General features: G+C 73.9%; 18 protein-coding genes. 9 read left to right on the plus strand and 9 right to left on the minus strand.

Annotated features, from left to right (window positions below; all coding sequences use genetic code 11):
• Positions 1-5: 5 nt before the first annotated feature.
• Positions 6-512, minus strand: a complete 507-nt coding sequence (locus A8711_RS15190; protein ID WP_030499924.1) for an Lrp/AsnC family transcriptional regulator — start codon at positions 510-512, stop codon at positions 6-8.
• Between the two features lie 72 nt (positions 513-584).
• Between A8711_RS15190 and pdhA the strand changes: the two genes are divergently transcribed.
• The 4 genes from pdhA (at position 585) to A8711_RS15210 (ending at position 6,098) form a co-directional block, all read left to right on the plus strand.
• The gene (pdhA, locus tag A8711_RS15195) at positions 585-1,784 is read left to right on the plus strand and encodes a pyruvate dehydrogenase (acetyl-transferring) E1 component subunit alpha (RefSeq protein WP_043330070.1); all 1,200 of its coding nucleotides are present in this window, start codon (positions 585-587) and stop codon (positions 1,782-1,784) included.
• Entirely contained in the window at positions 1,784-2,788 is a 1,005-nt protein-coding gene (locus tag A8711_RS15200; RefSeq protein WP_069088570.1) for an alpha-ketoacid dehydrogenase subunit beta, read from the plus strand. Before pdhA ends, A8711_RS15200 begins: the two co-directional genes overlap by 1 nt.
• A gap of 92 nt (positions 2,789-2,880) precedes the next feature.
• Positions 2,881-4,233, plus strand: a complete 1,353-nt coding sequence (locus A8711_RS15205) for a dihydrolipoamide acetyltransferase family protein (protein WP_069088685.1) — start codon at positions 2,881-2,883, stop codon at positions 4,231-4,233.
• Between the two features lie 593 nt (positions 4,234-4,826).
• On the plus strand, positions 4,827-6,098 hold the full coding sequence (locus tag A8711_RS15210) for an Ig-like domain-containing protein (RefSeq protein ID WP_069088571.1): 1,272 nt from the start codon (positions 4,827-4,829) through the stop codon (positions 6,096-6,098).
• Positions 6,099-6,158: 60 nt separating this feature from the next.
• On the opposite strand, the gene A8711_RS15215 is transcribed toward A8711_RS15210, so the two are convergent.
• Positions 6,159-7,178: an SMP-30/gluconolactonase/LRE family protein gene (locus A8711_RS15215; RefSeq protein ID WP_069088572.1), complete on the minus strand. Its 1,020-nt coding sequence runs from the start codon at positions 7,176-7,178 to the stop codon at positions 6,159-6,161.
• A 174-nt stretch (positions 7,179-7,352) separates the two neighbouring features.
• On the opposite strand from A8711_RS15215, the gene A8711_RS15220 reads away from it, so the two are divergent.
• Positions 7,353-7,751 (plus strand): STAS domain-containing protein, encoded by a 399-nt coding sequence (locus A8711_RS15220; protein WP_083297017.1) that lies wholly within the window; start codon positions 7,353-7,355, stop codon positions 7,749-7,751.
• A 74-nt stretch (positions 7,752-7,825) separates the two neighbouring features.
• Here the strand turns inward: A8711_RS15220 and A8711_RS15225 are convergent, their stop codons facing one another.
• Complete coding sequence (locus tag A8711_RS15225) at positions 7,826-8,194, minus strand: FKBP-type peptidyl-prolyl cis-trans isomerase (RefSeq protein ID WP_030499930.1); 369 nt, start codon at positions 8,192-8,194, stop codon at positions 7,826-7,828.
• Positions 8,195-8,348: 154 nt separating this feature from the next.
• A complete protein-coding gene (locus A8711_RS15230) occupies positions 8,349-8,930 on the minus strand; it encodes a hypothetical protein (RefSeq protein WP_369799256.1) in 582 nt (193 codons plus the stop codon).
• A gap of 217 nt (positions 8,931-9,147) precedes the next feature.
• Here A8711_RS15230 and A8711_RS15235 point away from each other — a divergent pair, with 217 nt between their 5' ends.
• On the plus strand, positions 9,148-9,846 hold the full coding sequence (locus A8711_RS15235) for a CBS domain-containing protein (RefSeq protein WP_030499932.1): 699 nt from the start codon (positions 9,148-9,150) through the stop codon (positions 9,844-9,846).
• A 14-nt stretch (positions 9,847-9,860) separates the two neighbouring features.
• Here A8711_RS15235 and A8711_RS15240 read toward each other — a convergent pair whose 3' ends face one another.
• Together A8711_RS15240 and A8711_RS15245 are read right to left on the minus strand one after the other, a co-directional pair.
• Positions 9,861-10,580, minus strand: a complete 720-nt coding sequence (locus tag A8711_RS15240; protein ID WP_069088574.1) for a helical backbone metal receptor — start codon at positions 10,578-10,580, stop codon at positions 9,861-9,863.
• A gap of 26 nt (positions 10,581-10,606) precedes the next feature.
• Positions 10,607-11,698 (minus strand): DICT sensory domain-containing protein, encoded by a 1,092-nt coding sequence (locus A8711_RS15245; protein WP_069088575.1) that lies wholly within the window; start codon positions 11,696-11,698, stop codon positions 10,607-10,609.
• 131 nt (positions 11,699-11,829) lie between these two features.
• On the opposite strand from A8711_RS15245, the gene A8711_RS15250 reads away from it, so the two are divergent.
• Both A8711_RS15250 and A8711_RS15255 read left to right on the plus strand, forming a co-directional pair.
• Positions 11,830-12,696 (plus strand): hypothetical protein, encoded by an 867-nt coding sequence (locus A8711_RS15250; RefSeq protein ID WP_064445792.1) that lies wholly within the window; start codon positions 11,830-11,832, stop codon positions 12,694-12,696.
• Positions 12,697-12,966: 270 nt separating this feature from the next.
• Entirely contained in the window at positions 12,967-14,259 is a 1,293-nt protein-coding gene (locus A8711_RS15255; RefSeq protein WP_069088576.1) for a hypothetical protein, read from the plus strand.
• 234 nt (positions 14,260-14,493) lie between these two features.
• Here A8711_RS15255 and A8711_RS15260 read toward each other — a convergent pair whose 3' ends face one another.
• On the minus strand, positions 14,494-14,841 hold the full coding sequence (locus A8711_RS15260) for an Lsr2 family protein (protein WP_043330078.1): 348 nt from the start codon (positions 14,839-14,841) through the stop codon (positions 14,494-14,496).
• Positions 14,842-15,085: 244 nt separating this feature from the next.
• Here A8711_RS15260 and lon point away from each other — a divergent pair, with 244 nt between their 5' ends.
• The gene (lon, locus tag A8711_RS15265; RefSeq protein WP_069088577.1) at positions 15,086-17,422 is read left to right on the plus strand and encodes an endopeptidase La; all 2,337 of its coding nucleotides are present in this window, start codon (positions 15,086-15,088) and stop codon (positions 17,420-17,422) included.
• 60 nt (positions 17,423-17,482) lie between these two features.
• Here the strand turns inward: lon and A8711_RS15270 are convergent, their stop codons facing one another.
• Together A8711_RS15270 and A8711_RS15275 are read right to left on the minus strand one after the other, a co-directional pair.
• Complete coding sequence (locus A8711_RS15270) at positions 17,483-19,240, minus strand: DEAD/DEAH box helicase (RefSeq protein WP_043323686.1); 1,758 nt, start codon at positions 19,238-19,240, stop codon at positions 17,483-17,485.
• A gap of 118 nt (positions 19,241-19,358) precedes the next feature.
• Positions 19,359-20,186, minus strand: coding sequence for a hypothetical protein (locus A8711_RS15275; protein WP_064445794.1), 828 nt, complete (start codon positions 20,184-20,186; stop codon positions 19,359-19,361).
• Positions 20,187-20,299 lie beyond the last annotated feature (113 nt).

Below are 20,299 nucleotides of genomic sequence, written 5' to 3' on the forward strand. Positions count from 1 at the left end.
GGCGGTCAGTCCCAGGGGCTCTGCGTGCCGTCGAACTCCTCGAACACCAGCCAGGTACGTGTGGACAGCACCCCGGCGATGCTCTGCACCCGGTCCAGCACCACGTCCCGCAACGTCGCGTTGTCCGGCGCCCGGACCAGCGCGAGGACGTCGTGCTCGCCACTGAGCAGCGCCGCGTGCTCGATGTAGCGCACCCGGGCCAGCTCGGCGGACACCTCCCGCCAGGTGTTCTGCTCGATGGTCAGCGCGATGTACGCCGACGTGCCCAGCCCGGCCGGCTCCGGCGCGACCCGCGCGGTGAACCCGGTCAACACGCCGTCGCGCAGCAGCCGCTCCACCCGGGCGTACGCGTTGGTACGCGAGACGTGCACCCGTTCGGCCAGCGTACGGATGGACGTGCGGGCGTCACGGACCAGCTCGCGCAGGATCCGCCGATCCACCTCGTCCAACGGCCCGGCCGAACGTCCCGTTCCGCCCGCCGCGCCCGGTGTGGTGCCGGTCTCCTGGCTCACCGCAGCCGCCCTCCCGTGCCATTCGTCCCGCGTTCATCCCGCATGTTGAGTCAATCATCCACGACCGGGAGCATAGGGCCACCACACGTCCAGGAGGTCCCCGCCGTGACGACCACACCCCAGGCGGTCCGCAGGGCATCCCCGCGCACCCGCCGGAAGACCACCCCGGCCGCACCCGACCCGTCGGCCGGCTTCATGCCGCAGCGGGAACCGGTCCGGCTGCTCGAACCCGACGGGACCCCGCTGCCGGCCCGCGACGACTACCCGGAGCCACCGGTCGAGACGCTGCGCGAGATGTACCGGCGGATGGTCGTCGGCCGCCGCTTCGACGTGCAGGCCACGGCGCTCACCAAGCAGGGCCGCCTCGCCGTCTACCCGTCCGCGCGCGGCCAGGAGGCGTGCCAGATCGGCGGCGTGCTCGCGCTGCGCGAGGACGACTGGGTGTTCCCCACGTACCGCGAGTCGATGGCGCTGACCGCCCGCGGGCTCGACCCGGTCGAGGTGCTCACGCTGCTGCGCGGCGACTGGCACTGCGGGTACGACCCGGCCGCCACCCGCACCGCGCCGCAGTGCACCCCGCTCGCCACCCAGTGCGTGCACGCCGCCGGGCTGGCCTACGGCGAGTCGTACCAGGGGCGCGACACCGTGGCGCTGGCGTTCATCGGCGACGGCGCCACCAGCGAGGGCGACTTCCACGAGGGCATCAACTTCGCCGCCGTGTTCAAGGCGCCCGTCGTCTACCTGGTGCAGAACAACAAGTACGCGATCAGCGTGCCGCTGTCCCGGCAGACCGCCGCGCCGAGCCTCGCGTACAAGGGCGTCGGCTACGGCGTACCCAGCGAGCAGGTCGACGGCAACGACCCGGTCGCCGTGCTCGCGGTGCTGGAGCGCGCCGTCGCGCACGCCCGCGCCGGCAAGGGCCCCTACCTGGTCGAGGCGCACACCTACCGGATGGAACCGCACACCAACGCCGACGACCAGACCCGCTACCGCGACGCCGACGAGGTCGAGGCGTGGCGCGACCGCGACCCGATCGCCCGGCTCGAGGCGTACCTGCGGGCCAAGGGCGTCCTCGACGACGCCGCCGTCGCGGCGATCGCCGAGGAGGCCGAGGAGTACGCCGCCGCGCTGCGCCGCCGGATGGACGACCAGCCGACGGTGGACCCGCTGAGCCTGTTCGACCACGTGTACGCCGAACCGACGCCGCAACTGGTCGAGCAGCGCGAGATGGTCCGGGCCGAGCTGGCCGCCGACGCGGAGGGGGACGCCTGATGGCCACCATGACCATGGCGAAGGCGCTCAACGCGGCGCTCGCCGACGCGATGCTCGACGACGAGCGGGTGGTCGTCTTCGGTGAGGACGTCGGCCAGCTCGGCGGCGTCTTCCGGATCACCGACGGGCTGCAGGCCCGGTTCGGCGACAAGCGCTGCTTCGACACCCCGCTCGCCGAGGCCGGCATCGTCGGGTTCGCGGTCGGCCTGGCCATGTCCGGGCTGCGGCCGGTCGTGGAGATGCAGTTCGACGCGTTCGCCTACCCGGCGTTCGAGCAGATCGCCTCGCACGTGGCGAAGCTGCGCAACCGCACCCGCGGCGCGTTGAGCGTGCCGATCGTCATCCGCGTGCCGTACGCCGGTGGCATCGGCGGCGTGGAGCACCACTGCGACTCGTCCGAGGCGTACTACGCGCACACGCCCGGCCTGAAGGTGGTCACGCCCGCGACCGTGGACGACGCGTACTCGCTGCTGCGCGCCGCCATCGACGACCCCGACCCGGTGGTGTTCCTGGAGCCCAAGAAGCTCTACTTCACCAGCGCCGAGGCGGAGCTGCCGGCCCGTACCGCGCCGATCGGCAGCGCCGTGGTGCGCCGCCCCGGCACCGACGCGACGCTTATCGCGTACGGGCCGGCGGTGCCTGTGGCGCTGGCCGCCGCCGAGGCCGCCCGCGAGGAGGGCTGGGACCTGGAGGTGGTCGACGTGCGCAGCATCGTGCCGTTCGACGACGCCACGGTCACCGCCTCGGTACGCCGTACCGGCCGGTGCGTGGTGATCCAGGAGGCGCAGGGCTTCGCCGGTGTCGGCGCGGAGATCGCCGCGCGGGTGCAGGAGCGCTGCTTCCATGCGCTGCACGCGCCGGTGCTGCGGGTGTCCGGGCTGGACATCCCGTACCCGGCGCCGATGCTGGAGCACACCCACCTGCCCTCGGTCGACCGGGTGCTGGACACCGTGGCCCGCCTGCAGTGGGACGACCAGCCCGACACGAGGTGGGTGGCGGCATGACCGAACGCACCGAGCGGAGCGAGGGCCGTGAGGGCATGTCCGGCCGGCACGGCATGACCGAACGCACCGAGCGGAGCGAGGGCCGTGAGGGCATGCCCGGCGGGCACGGCATGAGCACGGCTGTGGGGACCCGCGACTTCCTCCTGCCCGACCTCGGGGAAGGGCTGAGCGAGGCGGAGATCGTCGAGTGGCGGGTGGCCGTGGGCGACGTGGTCACCGTGGACCAGAGCGTGGTCGAGGTGGAGACCGCCAAGGCCGTCGTCGACGTGCCGTGCCCGTACGCCGGACGGGTCGTGGCCCTGCACGGCGCGGCCGGTGAGGTACGCCCGGTCGGTCAGCCGCTGATCACCATCGCCCCGCTCGACGACGCCCCCGACCCGCACGCCACCTACCGCGAGGAGGAGCGGGCCGGGTCCGGAAACGTCCTGATCGGCTACGGCACCGGCCACGGCGGCACGGGCCGGCGGCGGCGTCGGCCGCGTCTGGCGCTCGCTCCCGAGGCCGCGCCGGCGTCGGTCGACCCGGCGCGGACCGGCGGACCGGCGGCGGCGCCGCTTGTCATCTCGCCGATCGTGCGGCGGCTGGCCAAGGAGCACGGCATCGACCTGGCGTCGCTGCGCGGCACCGGGCCGGGCGGCGTGATCCGTCGGGCCGACCTGGACGCCGCCGTGGCCGCTGCTGCTCCGGCGGCCCGGCTGGCCGCGGTGCCGGACGCCCCGGCCGCCCACGTCGGGCTCGCCCCGGCCGGCGACGGTGACACGGTCATCCCGCTCACCGGCATCCGCAAGGTGATCGCCGACAAGCTCTCCCGCAGCCGCCGGGAGATTCCGGAGGTGACCATCTGGGTCGACGTGGACGCCACCGGCCTGCTGGAGACGCGCGCCGCCATCAACGCCGCCACGCCGGAGGCGCCGGTGAGCATCCTGGCCCTGCTGGCCCGGATCTGCCTCAGCGGCCTGCGGAAGTTCCCGCAGCTCAACGCGCACGTCGACACCGAGGGGCAGCGGATCATCCAGTCCGCCGGCGTGCACCTGGGCATCGCCGCGCAGACCGACAGGGGCCTGGTCGTGCCGGTGCTGCGTGACGCGCAGCGGCTGACCACCCGGGAGCTGGCCGCCGCGCTCGCCGAGACCACCGCGGCGGCCCGGGCCGGCACGCTGCCCCCGGCACGGCTGACCGGCGGGACGTTCACGCTCAACAACTACGGCGTGTTCGGCGTCGACGGCTCGACGCCGATCATCAACCACCCGGAGGCGGCGCTGCTGGGCGTCGGCCGGATCGTGGACAAGCCGTGGGTGGTGGACGGGCAGCTCGCCGTCCGCAAGGTGACCCAGATCAGCCTCACCTTCGACCACCGGGTCTGCGACGGCGGGGTGGCGGGCGGCTTCCTGCGCCACGTCGCCGACTGCGTCGAGCAGCCCGCCCTCCTGGTCGCCAACGTCTGACCGGTCAGGCTCCCGGCCCCGGCCCTCCCCACGGAGGTCCGGGGCCGCGCCGCGTCCCCGCCCCCGCTCCCCGCCCCGGGCTCCCCGTCCCCCGCTCGCGATCTTGCACTTGCGGCCCTCGACGTGCCCGATTCGCACCCTTCTCCGGGGCCGCAAGTGCAAGATCGCCGCGGCGGCGCGGGTGACGCGAGCGAGGRAGTCCAGCGCTGGCCGTCTTGCGGGAACCTTGTTCCGGTGGGTGGGATCGGTCGAGATCTTGGTAGCAAAGTGGCCCTGTGGAGGCCGTTTCGTACCAAGATCTCGCCGGGTCGGAACCTCACGGCGCCCTCTCTTCGTCGATCATGAGGTTGACGCGGACAAAAAGGACGCCGCGCGCCGTCAACTTCATGATCGACGGACAAGGGGCGGTCACGAGGTGAGGAGGGCGGTGGTGGGAACCGGGCGGAGGGCGCGTGCGGCGCAAGCGGGGACGGGAATTACCTGTCCGGCACGATTCTCCGCAGCCTTTTCCGAGCAATTCCGCCGAAGGTGCCACGGCGTGATCCCGGGCCTACAGAATGTGGGCGAGAGGGTTCGGAAATGGGGGGCGAAATATGTTTGCGAGGCGCCGACTGACGCTTTTCGCGATGACTGTCGCAGCCGCGCCGCTGGCGGTCGGCGCGTGCACCGCCGGCCCGAAGTCGGTGGCGAAACAGGCCGAGGCGTCGCCGCCGTCGGTCACCGTGACACCCGCCGATCGCACGAAGAACGTGCCGATCAGCGCGGAGGTGGGCACGAAGGTCAGCAACGGCAAGGTGACAGCCGTCAAGCTGACCGACGACAAGGGCAACGCCGTACCGGCCCAGCCGCGCGAGGACGGCTCCGGCTGGGTGCCGGACCGGCCGCTGGCCAATTCCCGGACGTACACCGCGGAGGTGACCGCGACCGGCGATTCCGGCAAGACCGCCACGCAGAAGACGACGTTCACGACGATGGCCAAATCCACCAAACCGGCCGTCACCAGCGAATTGTATTTCCGGCCGAATCAGACGTACGGGACGGCGATGCCGGTGGTGCTCGGATTCGACCCGCCGATTCCGAAGGAGGCCCGCGCGGACGTGCAGCGCCGGCTGTTCGTGAAGACCGACCCGCCGCAGCCCGGCACCTGGTCGTGGGTGGCCGACGGCAAGCAGGCCGAGTACCGGGCGCCGGACCGCTGGAAGCCGGGCACGAAGATCAGCGTGCGCAGCGCGTTGCAGGGGCTGCCCATCGGCAAGGAGGCGATCGGCGACTCCGACCGGGTCGCGACCGCCAAGGTCGGCCGGCAGGTGACGCTCGACATCGACAACGGGACCAAGCAGATGACCGTCTACGAGGACGGCAAGGTGCTCAAGAAGATCCCGGTCAGTCTCGGCAAGGAGAGCACGCCGACGTCCAGCGGCACCATGGTGATCATGGAGAAGCACGAGCACACCACGTTCGACACCCGGGGTGAGCCCAACGGCGGCTACGTGGTCGACGTGGACGACGCCCAGCGGCTGACCTGGGGCGGCGAGTTCATCCACTCCGCGCCGTGGTCGGAGGGGGAGCAGGGCTACACCAACACCTCGCACGGCTGCACGAACGTGTCGGCCACGGCCGCGGACTGGCTCATGGGCGTCACGCAGGTCGGTGACCTGGTGACAGTGCGGGGCACCGAGGTGAAGCTCGACCAGGGCAACGGCTTCACCGCCTGGAACGTCAGCTGGGACGAGTTCGCCAAGGGCAGCGCGCTGCCCGTACCGGCGGGGCTGAAGCCCACGCAGAGCGCCACGCCGCACCCGGGCGCGGTGGCCGGCGGGTCGGCGCCGGCGCCGGCGCCGTCGCGGAGCAACAGCGGCGGCTGAACCTGGGGAGGAACGGCCCCGGGGCCGGCCCGCGTCGCGCGGGCCGGCCCCGTGCCGTGCTCAGTCCAGGTCGACGCGGGCCACCCCGGCCGCGGTCAGGCTGCCCAGCCAGAGCCGGCGGCCGTTCTGCCGCACACCGGTGACCATCGGGTACGCCCCGCTCGGGCCGTGCAGCGTCCGCAGCACCCGCCCCGCGCCGTCGACCAGCGCGACCAGCCCGTAACGGCGCGGCCGGGGCTGCACCGCGCCGGGCAGCAGCGCGACGAGCTGGCGGACGCGCGGATGCGGCAGCAGCCGTTCCATCGCCGCCAGCCGGGGGCTGGGCAACGCGACCCAGTACGTCCCGTCACCCACCGCGGAGATGTTGTCCGGGTACGCCGGCAGGTCGGTCAGCACCGTGGCCCGCCCGCCCGGCAGGTCGATCCGGAGCAGCCGGTGGGTGGCGGTCTCGGCGAGCATCAGCGCCGACTCGTCCGGGGTGAGCGCCAGCCCGTTGGGGAAGTAGAGCCCGTCGGCGACCACGTCGGTGCGCCCGGTGCGCCTGTCGTAGGCCAGCACCCGCCCGTTGGGCCGGTGCTCCAGCAGGTCCCGCTTCCAGTGCGACAGCGGGAAGCGGTCGGAGGAGTCGGTGAAGTAGACGGTGCCGTCGCTCGCGACCGCCGCGTTGTCGGCCAGGTGCACCGGCGGGGCGGTCCCGGTCAGCTCGTGCACCGCGCCGGCGGGGTCGACCCGCAGCAGTCCCCGGTACGCGTCGCAGACGAGCAGCCCGCCGTCGGCCGGGTCCCGTTCGATGCCCAGCGGCCGTCCGCCGGTCTCGGCCAGAAGCGTGGGCCGGGTGCCGGCCGGCGCGTCGGCGGGCCACCACCAGAGCCGGCCGTCCTCGTCGCCGCTGACCACCCGGCCGTCGGCGTCGACCACCACGTCCTCCGGCCCGTGCCCGCCGGCCGGCAACGGCAGCAGGTCGGCCCGGTCGAGCCGGGTGTCGGCGGGCGTCCAGGGCCCGGTCAGCGGCGGCGGCACGGTCGCCGGCTCGCGGACCGGCCGGATCAGCAGGGGCGCACGCGGGCGGGGGACGGCCATCGGCTCATTGTGGCCCGGCGGCGTCGCGAAGGGCAGTGCCCGACGGCGTTTCGCGCCCGTGGCGCGGCGGCTGCGGGATGACCCTGAGACGGCTCGGGGTCGGTTCCCGGACAGTACCCGGAACCCCCGCCGCGAGGCCCGGAAATGTCGGTGGGGCCGGGTAGGTTTGGCCGCATGGTACACAGCGTTGAGCGCTTCCACGTGGCGATGGACGTGCACGATCACGTGGTCGAGCTGCGTCCGGTCGGCGAGATCGACATCGCCACCGTGACGGCGTTCCGGGCCGCGCTCTGGGCCGCGCCGGCGCGGCCGGTGCTGCGGGTCGACCTGTCGGGTGTGCGGCTGCTGTCCGCCGCCGGGGTCCGCGCGCTCGTCGCCACCCACCTGCGGGTCCGGGCCCGCGGTGGCGAGCTGGTGCTCGTCGACCCGGACCCGGTGGTGGCCCGGGTGCTGCGGGTGACCGGCCTGCACCGGGTGCTCCCGGTGCGCTGCTCCGACCGCTCGCAGGACGTGCCGAGTCGTGCCCACGACCGGTCCGGCCGCACCCACGAGATGGTGGCGTGCGCGGCCTGAACGGGAGCGGGCCGCCGGGCACACGTCGGGCCGCCGGCGCGAGTGCCGACGGCCCGACGTGAACGGCGCTGCGCTCAGCGCACGCCGAGCAGGTCCACCACGAAGACGAGCGTCTCGTTCGGCTTGATGACGCCGCCGGCGCCGCGGGCGCCGTAGCCCAGATGCGGCGGGATGGTGAGCTTGCGCCGGCCGCCGACCTTCATGCCGACGACGCCCTGGTCCCAGCCGGCGATGACCTGGCCGCCGCCGAGCGGGAACTCGAACGTCTCACCCCGGTTCCACGAGGCGTCGAACTCGCGGCCGTTCGAGTGGGCCACGCCCACGTAGTGCACGCTCACCAGTTGGCCCGGGCGGGCCTCCGGGCCGTCGCCGACGGTGATGTCCTCGACGACCAGATCCGCGGGCGGCGCGCCCTCGATCGGGCCGACCTGGGGCTTGTCCATGAACGGTCTCCTCGGTGCTGACGGTGTGGTCACCGTCGATCCTGCCGGATCGCGACCGGCCGATACGCGCCGGTCCCCGCACACCGGCGTGGCGGGGACACGAGAAGGGGGCGGGCGCCGCCTGTCGGCGACGCCCGCCCCGCAGCGGGCTGGTTCACTTCAGCCAGGGGAGACGCTGGACCAGGGGGAGCTTCGCCCAGATCCGGCCGAGGCCGAGGGTGTTGCCGGCGCCCACCAGGGCGAGACCGGCCAACAGGCCCGCGTAGATGAGGTGGTCGTCCATGAAGGGGTTGTTCGCCGGGGGCAGCACGGCCGTCCACATCAGGACCAGGAGCAGTCCGCCGGCCACGGCGGCGATCCGGATGCCGATGCCGAGCATCAGCGCGACACCGATGCCGAGCAGGCCGAGCATGAACAGCGTGTCCGCCCAGGCCGCGCCGGCGATGTTCCGGTAGAGGTCCGCGAACGGGCCCTCGACCGCGTTGCCCAGGAAGCCCTTGGTCGGGCTGCCGCCGTTGATCCAGGCGTTCTTCGCCGCGGTCTCGTGGCCGAGGCCGAACATCTTGTCGAGGAAGGCCCAGAGGAAGATCCAGCCCAGCGCGAGCCGCAGGCCGGCCCACACGTACCGGGTGGCCTTCTGCCGGGTGGTCTCGATGTGCGCCGCCGGAGCGGTGGTGGCGGCGGGGGTCCGCTTGACGGCGGGGGTCCGCTCGATTGTCGCGGTCATGGTCTCCACGTCCCTTCCTGTGCCTCGCACCGCGCTTCCCGGTGGCACATTCATTCCACCGCCGAGCCGCCTCCCGGAGCAGGGTCTACCGGTGCCCTGATGACCGGGTCATTGGTCCCGTCCGTACCCGGTCCGGTCGGCCCCTCCCCGCCGGTCCGCCGCCCCTGACCAGGGCGTTTGCGGCGGCCTATCGTCGCAGGTGAAGGCCCGGCACGAGGAGGTCGTGATGAGGACGTGGCAGGTGGCCGACGTGATGACCAGGGACGTCGCGGCGGTGACGGAGCAGACCCCGTACCGCGAGATCGTCGACGTGCTGGTGCGTAAGCGGATCAGCGGCGTGCCGGTGGTCGACTCGTTCCACCGGGTGCTCGGCGTGATCTCCGAGGCGGACCTGCTGCACAAGGTGGAGCGGGCCGGTCACCCGGACGAGCGCCGGGTGTTCGAGGGGCGGCGGCGCCGTACCGCCCGGGAGAAGGCCGACGCGCTGGTGGCCGGGGACCTGATGACCGCACCGGCGGTCACCACCCACGAGCGCGCCTCGCTGGCCGCGACGGCCCGGCTGATGGACCGCGAGGCGGTCAAGCGGGTGCCGGTGCTGGACGACCTGGGCCGGCTGTCCGGCATCGTCACCCGTGGTGACCTGCTCCGGGTGCACCTGCGTACCGACGCGGAGATCCGCGAGGAGGTGGTGCACGAGGTGCTGCGCCGGGTGCTGTCGGTCCGCGACGGCCTGGTCACGGTGCAGGTCCGCGGCGGCGAGGTCACCATGGACGGTCGGCTGGACCGGCGCAGCGCCGTCGAGCTCGCCGGTCGCCTGGCCGGACAGGTCGCGGGCGTGGTCGCCGTGCACAACGCGATCGGGTACGACCTGGACGACACCACGCTGATGGAGCTGGACCCGGTGCACGCCACCCCGGTCGCCTGAGCGTGCCGGCGCGGTCAGGCGGTGGCGCTCGCGAGCTGGGCGGCGAGCAGCGCCGGGGCCTCGGCCAGCGACGGGCCGTACCAGGTGAGGTGCCGGCCGGACACCAGCGTCGCCGGCACCCCCGGGAACGCCTCCGGGCCGTCGTCGGCGGTGAACCGGTACGGCTCGTCGGGCAGCACCACCAGCTCCGGCGACCGGGCGCGCAGCTCGTCGAGAGCGGGCCGGGGATAGCGTTCCGCGTCCCCGGCCCAGCCGTTGAGCACGCCGAGCCGGGCCAGCACGTCCCCGGCGAACGTGTCCCGGCCGAGCACCACCCACGGGCGCCGCCACACCGGCACCACAGCGGTGCGGACGCGCGCCGGCGTGCCCAGGGCCGCCCAGGCGCGACGGGCCGCCGTCAGCCACGGCGGCTCGGCCGGCGCGCCGAGCGCGACCATCAGCTCGCCGAGCTGGTCGAGCGCCTCCGGCACGGTACGCGGGAACGTGACCCGCACCGGCGCCCCGGCCGCGCGCAACGCCTCGGCGTCGGCCAGCCGGTTCTCCTCCTCGTTGAGCAGCACCAGATCCGGTTTGAGCGCGAGCACCCGGTCCAGGTCCGGATACTTCGTCCCGCCGACCCGGGCGACGTCCAGCCCGGCCGGATGGGTGCACCAGTCGGTCGCCCCGACCAGCACCTCCGGGCGGGTGGCCGCCACCGCCTCGGTCAGCGACGGCACCAGCGACACCACCCGCACGGCGTGTTCTCCCCTCGTACTGCGGATCAGCGGGCCGGCGCGGTCGCGGCGTCGGCCGTCTCCGGCGGCAGGCCCGCCACCGGCAGGCCCTTGCGGGCCGCCCAGTCGACGGCGGCGCGTAGGTCCGCGGTGGGCAGCGGCCGCCGGGTGCTCACCCCGACCGCCGCGTGCATCGTGTAAACCAGGAACGGGTACGACTTGGCGAGCGCGGCGATCGCGTCGTGCAGGCGGCGCACCACCTCGAGCGCGGCCGGCTCGTCCAGCCCGGGCAGCAGGAGCTGGTACTCGTTCTCGGCGACCCGCAGCGCGCGGTCGACCGGGCGCAGCGCGCCGGTGACGGCGGCGAGCACGGCATGGCCCTCCCGGGCGCCGTTGCGCCGGCCGAATCGTTCCGGCGAGCCGGACGGCTCGTCCACCCGCAGGCCGACCAGCGCCACCGGCAGCGTGCCCGAGGCGGTCACCCCGTCCATGCCGGCCCACCGGCGCAGGCCCGGCTCGTCGAGGAACGCCTCGGCCGGCTGGACCGGCGGCGTGACCCGGTCGGCGCGGCGGGCCAGCAGCCGCAGCGCCGCCTCGGCGCGCGGCTCGCCCGGTCCGGCCGGGATGTCGCGCACCCGGGCGATCGCCTCGTCCAGCGCCGTGCGCGCCTCGGCGGGCAGCCGCTCGGCGAGTTGTTCGCGCAGCCGGATGGCCTCGTGCAGCGCCTCGTCCCGGCGGAATCCCCAGCGGCCGTCGAAGAGCCGGCCGGCTTCCAGCGTCGGCGCGGGCGTCGCCTCGGCGCGGTCGTGGGCCACGAGGGTGGCGCCGAACCGGGGGCTCAGCACCACCACGCTCCACTCGCGGGCCAGCTCCTCCGCCTCGTCGAGCGTCACGCCGTACGTGCGCTCGGGCAGGTCGGGCGGCGGGCCGCCGACCATCGCCACCACCGTCGCCGCGGCGCGGCCGGCGATGCGCCGGTAGACCTCGCGCTCCCGGTCGAAGTACGGCAGCCGCTGGAACAGGGCGAACACGATCAGCGGGCCGTCCTCGGCCTCGGCGAGCGCGGCCCGCTCGATGGCGTGGGAGAGGGCGACGAGACTGCGTTTGGTGAACTGCTCCGGGGTCCGTCCGCTGTGCACGGGCAGAGCCTAGAGGCACGGACGCGGCTGCGCACCGGTCGGCGGGCCCCGGCGTGCTCCACCGCACCGCCGGGGCGGACGCCCGACGCCCTACACTCGGGCGTCGACCGGACGACGGGGGGCGGGGCGAGATGACGAACACCGGCAGCGTGACCGCCTCCTGGCTGCGGCCGGTCCCGTCCGGCGCGACGCCGTGCCTGACCCGCCACGGGCACGTCGGGTACGCCGGCCGGCGGCTCGGCGAGCTGGTGCAGGGCCGCCCGCCGGGGGTCACCGGCAACCAGTGGAGCACGGCCGGACGGGCGCCGCTGGACCTGGTGGTCGGCGCCGCCGACACCGGCCTGCCGCGCTTCGCGGTGCGGTTCACCGCGCCCGCGTCCGACGGGTCGCCCGCCCGCCGGGAGGAACGGCTGACCGACGCGGTGTCCGCCGCCGTCGGCCTGCCGCTGCTGCGGGTCGAGTCACCGACGCTGCGCGGCGCCGATCACGTCCGCCGCTTCGTCGAGTACGTCCTGGACGCGCGGGCCTACGCCGAGGGCACCGACCCGGACGCCGGGGACGCGGTCGGCTTCCGGGACATCATCGGCCGGCTGCCGGACGGCCGGCGTGGACCGGTGAACGACCTCGGGGCGCTCGCGCGGGTCGAGGCGGTCGAGGCGTACGTGGCCGGCCGGCTCGCCGACCCGATCGTGCGCGGGCTGCACGTGCGCTGGACCGGCGGCCCGGCGGAGGGCTGGTGCTGGGTCGAGGTGCGGCCCGGCGGCTGCCTGCTGGAGCGGGTACGGCTGACGTCGCGGGGATTCTCCTGCGGCGTGGACCCGGGCCGGCTCGCCGAGGACCTGGCCGCGATGGCGCTGGGGGAGCGACTGCGCGATCTCGACGCCGCCGGGGCGTCCCTGGTGGACCGGGAGGAGCTTCGCGGTCGGGTGCGCGCGCTCGCGGCCCGGCGGGACTCCTTCGACGGCGGCTTCGCCTTCGACCACCTCTGCGCGGACTGAATCCTTCCTGGCCGCGGCGCCGAGCCGACCCCGGCCCGGCACGTCCCGATTTTTTTCGATCTCCGGTTGAACCTTCGCCGACGGCGCTCCGTACCTCATCGGGAATGGACGCAGACTTCCCCGCCGCGCCCGGACGGCGCGGAGACGATGCGGAAAGGGCATCGTCGGCCATCGACGCGCGACCCGAGCGTCGCAGTGATCTCACACCCCGAATTCATCGGTCCGCCGGGATCACCAGTCAACTACCGGATCGAGAAGGAGAGCAATTCGATGCGCAGGTCCACACGGGCGCGCCGGTCATCCGGTAACGCGCGGAGCAAGCGGGTGCTGGCAGTGGTCGGCACGCTCGCGGTCTTCGGCGGCATCGTGGCCGTCACCCAGATCTCGTCCGCCCAGGACCGGCGGACGACCACGCGCGCCGCCTCGGCGTCCTGTGTGCCCGCCAGCCCGGGGGCGACCGCCCCGGACGGCCAGGGCAGCAGCACCCGTACCTGGCAGAACGGCCGCTGGGTCCGTAACCACTGGGGCGACGGCCAGATGTCGCCGGCCGAGTGCCAGCAGACGACCGCGGGTGGCGCCGGCGCCGGCACTCCGACCGTGACCTGCCCGGACGTCCGGGGCCGGCTGCCGCAGGTGCCCGGCCGGGCCCGTGCCGAGGTGGATCGCGAGCTGGCGGCGCTGACGTCCCAGATCGCTGAGGCGAACCGGCGGCTCGCGGCGGAGGGCCGCAACGGCGGCGAGTTCATCAACAACGCGATCCTGGGTCCGCTCGCGGACAAGCGGACCGCGGCGCTGAACCGGATCGCCACCGCCATCGGCCGGTTCGGCCAGCGCCCGCAGGGGCTGGACCAGTTCGCCCGGTGCGCGTTGACCGACGTCCCCGGCAACGGTGGGGGTCAGAACGGCGGGGGTCAGAACGGCGGCAACAACAACGGCGGTCAGAACGGGGGCCAGAACGGCGGGAACAACGGCGGCGGGAACAACAACGGCGGCGGCCAGAACAACGGTGGCGGCAACGGGCTGAACGTGCTCGCCAAGGACTGCTCCGGCAGCCAGCTGCAGGGGCACGACGGCTTCCAGAACGGCAACCGGTGCGTCAGCACCGCGTTCGGTGAGGTGGGCGCCGCGGCGAACAACCCGTCGCTGCTGATCACGCAGTTCCCGAACCAGGTGCGGCGCAACCAGCCGTTCACGCTCCGGGTGACCACCAAGAACCTGGTGCGGGACCGCTTCCTCGCGGCCGGGCAGGGCGGCTACTACCTGGAGAGCTCGCTGCTCAACGGTCAGGGCCTGGTGCGCGGCCACTTCCACACCGCCTGCCGGATGCTCGGCAGCACCCGGCAGCCCCCGAACCCGCAGGACGTGCCGGCGTTCTTCGTCGCCACCGAGGACGGCCGCGGCGGCAACCAGCCGGACGACGTGCTGATCCAGATCCCGGGCCTGGCGCAGTCGGGCGTGGCGCAGTGCGCGGTCTGGGCCGGTGACGGCTCGCACCGCATCCCGATGATGGAGCGGGCGAACCAGACTCCCGCCATCGACGTGGTGCGCATCCGGGTCAACTGAGGACACGCGACGGCCGCGGCCGCCCGGGAACCGTCCGGGTGGCCGCGGCCGTGTCGTGTCCGCGTGGTGGGTACGCGAGGCGGGTCCGGCAGGGGAGCGTGGGAATCGTTCCGGGAAGAAGTTTCGTGCCGTCGGACTCCAGCCCGATGAAAGTCACCGACAACACAAAAGGCCGGCCGGGCGCTGCGATTTCTCAGCGTGACCCTGGGATACCCGACGGTGAGTGTTTAGCGCTCAGCGGTTCTTGTACGCCTCGACGACCGACACCGGGATGCGCCCGCGCTCGGAAATCTCGTACCCGTTCTTGGCTGCCCATTCGCGGATGGCGCGGTTCTGCTCGCGGTCCATTCCCGAGGTGCTCGGCCGGCCCGCGCGCCGGGTGGCGCGGGCGACCTCGGTGGCGCCGCGGCCGATCCGCCTGCCAGCGCTGATGTACGGGTCCAGCGCCTTGCGCAGTACGCCCGCGTTCTCGTCGGACACGTCGATCGTGTACGCCACGCCGTCCAGGCTGAACTCGACGGTCCGATCGGCCTTTCCGCCGTCGAGGTCGTCGGTCAGAACGGTGATTACTTTCCTTGCCATCGCCATTACTCCCTGTGTCGGGCGGGGTGTGCTAAGAGTCTGACTTACCTCACGGTAATTTCGCAACAATACCCGCCTCTTTGCATTCGGCGGGTCGTGCCAGGTAAGCGTCGCGGCCAATAGAGGACCGGTGCGCGAACAGGTGTCGGGAAGGCCGGAAGTGGCGTGGGTCACAACCCGGAACAAGGGACACCTTTTGTTACTTGAGCCAGACACGCTCAACCAACGTGATGGCAGGTGTCCGATGGCAACTCTTCCGGTACTTCCCCTGACCGACACCGTCCTGCTGCCCGGGATGGTCATCCCGGTCACCCTCGACCCGACCACCCAGGCCGCCGTCGACGCGGCCCGCGCCACCGGCGACAAGGAACTCCTGGCCGTGCCCCGCCTCGACGGCGAGTACGGCTCCGTCGGCGTGGTCGCCACGATCGAGAAGGTGGGCCGGCTGCCCAGCGGCGAGCCGGCCGCCGTGATCCGCGGTCTCGTCCGGGCCCGTATCGGCTCCGGCGTGCCCGGTCCCGGCGCCGCGCTCTGGGTCGAGGCCGCGACCCTCGACGAGCCCGCCCCGGCGGGCCGCGCCCGGGAACTCGCCCGCGAGTACCGCGCGCTCATGACCTCGGTGCTCCAGCAGCGCGGCGCCTGGCAGGTGATCGACGCGATGGAGCGGATGACGGACCTGTCCGAGCTGGCCGACTCGGCCGGCTACGCGCCCTGGCTCAGCCTGGCGCAGAAGACCGAGCTGCTCGCCGCGCCGGACGTCACCGCCCGGCTGGAGCTGCTGGTCGGCTGGGTGAAGGAGCACCTGGCCGAGCAGGAGGTCACCGAGCAGATCAACAGCGACGTGCGCGAAGGGCTGGAGAAGTCCCAGCGCGAGTTCCTGCTCCGCCAGCAGCTCGCCGCGATCCGCAAGGAACTCGGCGAGGACGAGCCGGACGGCTCCGCCGACTACCGCTCCCGGGTGGAGTCCGCCGACCTGCCGGAGAAGGTACGCGAGGCGGCGCTGCGCGAGGTCGGCAAGCTGGAACGGGCCAGTGACGCCTCACCCGAGGCGGGCTGGATCCGTACCTGGCTGGACACCGTGCTGGAGATGCCGTGGAGCACGCGTACCGCTGACAACACGGACCTGGCCGCGGCGCGGGCCGTGCTCGACGCCGACCACGCCGGCCTGGCCGACGTGAAGGACCGCATCCTGGAGTACCTCGCGGTGCGCGACCGGCGCGCGGAGCGCAACCTCGGCGTGGTCGGCGGACGCGGCTCCGGCGCGGTGCTCGCCCTGGCCGGCCCGCCCGGTGTCGGCAAGACCAGCCTCGGCGAGTCGGTCGCCCGGGCGCTGGGCCGCAACTTCGTCCGCGTCTCCCTCGGCGGCGTCCGGGACGAGGCGGAGATCCGCGGCCACCGGCGCACCTACGTCGGCGCGCTGCCCGGCCGGATCGTGCGGGCGCTGCGCGAGGCCGGCTCGATGAACCCGGTCGTGCTGCTCGACGAGGTCGACAAGCTGGCCGCCGGCTACTCCGGCGACCCGGCGGCGGCTCTGCTGGAGGTGCTCGACCCGGCGCAGAACCACACGTTCCGCGACCACTACCTGGAGGTCGACCTCGACCTGTCCGACGTGCTGTTCCTCGCCACCGCCAACGTGGTGGAGGCGATCCCCGGCCCGCTGCTGGACCGGATGGAGCTGGTCGCGCTGGACGGCTACACCGAGGACGAGAAGGTGGCCATCGCCCGCGACCACCTGCTGCCCCGGCAGCGGGAAAGGGCCGGGCTGACCGGCGAGGAGGTGAGCGTCGCCGACGACGCGCTGGCGCTGATCGCGGGCGAGTACACCCGGGAGGCCGGTGTCCGGCAGCTCGAACGGGCCCTGGCGAAGATCCTGCGCAAGGTGGCCGTCGCGCTCGCCACGGACGCCGCGCCGGTACACGTGGACGCCGGGAACCTGGCCCGCTACCTGGGCCGGCCGAAGTTCACCCCGGAGTCGGCCGAGCGGACCGCCGTGCCCGGCGTGGCGACCGGCCTGGCCGTCACCGGCGCCGGTGGCGACGTGCTGTTCATCGAGGCCACCACCATGGAGGGCGAGCCCGGGCTGACGCTCACCGGGCAGCTCGGCGACGTGATGAAGGAGTCCGCGCACATCGCGTGGTCGTACCTGCGGTCGAACGGGCGGCGCTACGGGCTGGACCCGAACGCGCTGGCCGGGCGGCGGATCCACCTGCACGTCCCGGCGGGCGCGGTACCGAAGGACGGCCCGAGCGCCGGCATCACCATGGTGACCGCGCTGGCCTCACTGGTGACCGGGCGTCCGGTGCGGCCCGAGTTCGGGATGACCGGCGAGGTGACGCTCTCCGGCCGGGTGCTGCCGATCGGCGGGGTGAAGCAGAAGCTGCTCGCCGCGCACCGGGCCGGTCTCACCGAGGTGATCATCCCGAAGCGCAACGAGCCGGACCTGGACGACCTGCCGGCGCAGGTGCGGGAGGCGCTGACCGTGCACACCCTGTCCGACGTGGCGGACGTGCTCGCGCTGGCGCTGCGCCCAGCCGAACTCGACACGCAGGCGCTGGACGGCCCGGCGCTCGCCGCGGCCTGACGGCCGTCGCCCCGGCCACCGTACGCACGGTGGCCGGGGCGACGCCGTGTCCGTCCGCGCTCAGCGCCGGTCGCGCCGCTCGTAACCCCGGTCGCGGCGCTCACCGGAACCGTCGCCGTCCCGGTCCCGGCGTACGGTCGCCTTACGGCCCTTGATCGTGGTGCCCCGCAACCCTGAGATGATCTCGTCGGCCACCGCCTGCGGCACCTCGACCAGCGAGAACCGGTCGGCGATCTCGATCGAGCCGATGTCCCGGCCACTGATCCGGGTCTCCCCGGTGATCGCGCCGACCAGGTCCTGCGGCCGTACCCCGGCACGCCGGCCCAGCCCGATGAAGACCTGGGTGGTCCCCCCGGTACGCGGACGGCCCGGCCCCCGGCGCTCGCCCCGCCCACCGGTCTCCGGGCGGCCCTCGCGCGGGCCCCGGACCGGAACCTGCGGGATCTCCTCCTCGTCGTCCGAGCCGGGCGACGTCGCCTCGTGCGCCAGCTTCACCGCCGCCAGCGCCACCTCGACCAGGTCGAACTCGTCGGTCAGCGACTCGACGATCACCCGGTACGGGTCGAGGTCGTCCTCCAGCAGGCTCTCCCGCAGCGCGCCCTGGGTCAGCTCCAGCCGCCGGGTGCGCATGTCCGCCACCGTGGGGATCTTGTCGATGGTGATCCGCTGGCCGGTGACCCGCTCGATGGTCTTGAGCATCCGGTGCTCGCGCGGCTCGGCGAGCGTGATCGCCACGCCCTCCCGCCCGGCCCGGCCGACCCGCCCGATCCGGTGCACGTACGACTCCGGCGCCGACGGGACGTCGTAGTTGACCACGTGGGTGAGCTGCTCGACGTCCAGCCCCCGGGCGGCCACGTCGGTGGCGACCAGCAGGTCCGCCGTACCGGCGCGCAGCCGGCCCATCACCCGGTCGCGCTGCTCCTGGCTCATCCCGCCGTGCAGCGCCTCGGCCCGGTAGCCCCGGCCGTTCATCGTCTCGGTGAGCCGGTCGACCTCCTCGCGGCTGCGGCAGAACACGATCGCCGCGGTGGGCGACTCCACGTCCAGCACCCGGCCCAGCGCGGCCGGCTTGTGCCCCCGGGCCACGATGTACGCGCTCTGCCGCACCCGGGGCGCCTCCCCGGCGACCGGCCGCTCCCGCTCGATCTGGATCCGGACCGGATCGGTCAGGTGCTGCCGGGCCAGCCCGTCGATGCGGGCCGGCATGGTGGCCGAGAACAGCACCGTCTGCCGGCCGGCCGGCGCGTGCTCCAGGATCGCCTCGATGTCCTCGGCGAAGCCCATGTCGAGCATCTCGTCCGCCTCGTCCAGCACCACCGTGGCCAGCGCGCCCAGCCGCAGCGTGCCCCGGGCGATGTGGTCCAGGGCCCGGCCCGGCGTCGCGACCACCACGTCGACCCCGTGGTCGAGCGCGCGCAGCTGGCGGCCGATCGGCTGCCCGCCGTAGATCGGCAGCACCCGGGCGCCCAGGTCCTTGCCGTAGCGGTGGAACGCCTCGGAGACCTGCACGGCCAGCTCACGGGTGGGCACCAGCACCAGCGACACCGGGTCGCCGTCCGGCCGTCCCACCGGCATCCGCTGCAGCAGCGGCAGCGCGAACGCGGCGGTCTTGCCCGTACCGGTCGCCGCCTGTCCCAGCAGATCCTGCCCGGCCAGCAGCGGGGGGATCGCCTCCCGCTGGATCGGGGTGGGTTCCTCGTAGCCGAGCGCGGCCAGCGCGCCCAGCAACTCGGTGCGCAGCCCGAGATCCGCGAAGGCGGTGGCGTCCTCGGCGTCGGCGGGAATGGCGGGGTCGGTCGGGGTCGGTGCGGCGGTCATGCGACAAGTTTTTCATCACCGCCGCGCGGCGGTCGCGGCGACCGGGCCAAACGTTCGCCGCGCCACCTGCGTGCCGTCCCCTCCGGGTGATCCGGCGTGGCCCCGTGCCCTCGCCGGATCACCGGGACAGGACGGCCAGCAACGTGGTGAAACCGACCGCGACGTCGAACACCGCGCACCACAGCGCGTACCCGCGCGGCACCACCGTTCCGGTGCGGTGGTACCAGGCGTCCCAGGCGGCGTGGACGAGCCAGCCCACCCCGACGAGCACCCCGGCGACGTCGGCGGAGGCGACCGTCGCCACGACCGCCAGGCCGCCCCACCCGGCCGCCCCGGCGAGCTGCGCGGCCAGCGCGCGCCGGTCGCCCCACTGCCGCCGCCAGGTGCCGATCAGCAGGTAGCCGGCCGGCAGGACCAGCAGCGTCCACGGCGCGAAGACGGTCGGCGCGAACCACATGTCCACGGTCATGAGCAGCGCCAGCCCGGCCGGCCACCCGCGCGCCACGGCTGCCGCGACCGGGTGTCGGCGGGGCGGCGCCGCGGACGTGTGCCGGTGCCGCAGCGCCACCAGCAGCATCGCCGGCACCATCAGCAGGTGGCCGCCGAGCAGCAGCGCGTCGTCCCCGGCCCACCCCGCCCACCAGGGCGGGAGCAGCAGCAGGAACGGCACGTACATGGCCGCCGACATCTCCGCGGTGGCGGCCCGCCCGTACCCCCGGTGCCACATCCACGCGGCCATGCCCGCCGCCATGTTCGTCGCCATCACCAGCGCGCCCACGTCCGGCCGCGCCAGCACCGCCGCGCCGCCCAGCACGTCCGCGCCCACCCGCCACAGCGGCCCGAGCAGCACCATCCCGGCCAGCATCGCCACCACCATCGCGGCCAGGTGCCGCGTCCGCGCCCACCCGGCCCACCGCCGGGGTACGACCACAGTCATCTCCGTCATGCCCCGACCCTGCCGCCGCCGGGCGCACCGGAGAAGGCGCGTCAGTCATCGGGAAACCGTGCGGATCGCACGGCCCGGCCGTGACGTTTCTCAGGAGTGGGCGGACCGGTGCA

The sequence above is a fragment of the Micromonospora sp. II genome, assembly GCF_001709195.1.
Lineage (GTDB): Bacteria > Actinomycetota > Actinomycetes > Mycobacteriales > Micromonosporaceae > Micromonospora > Micromonospora chalcea.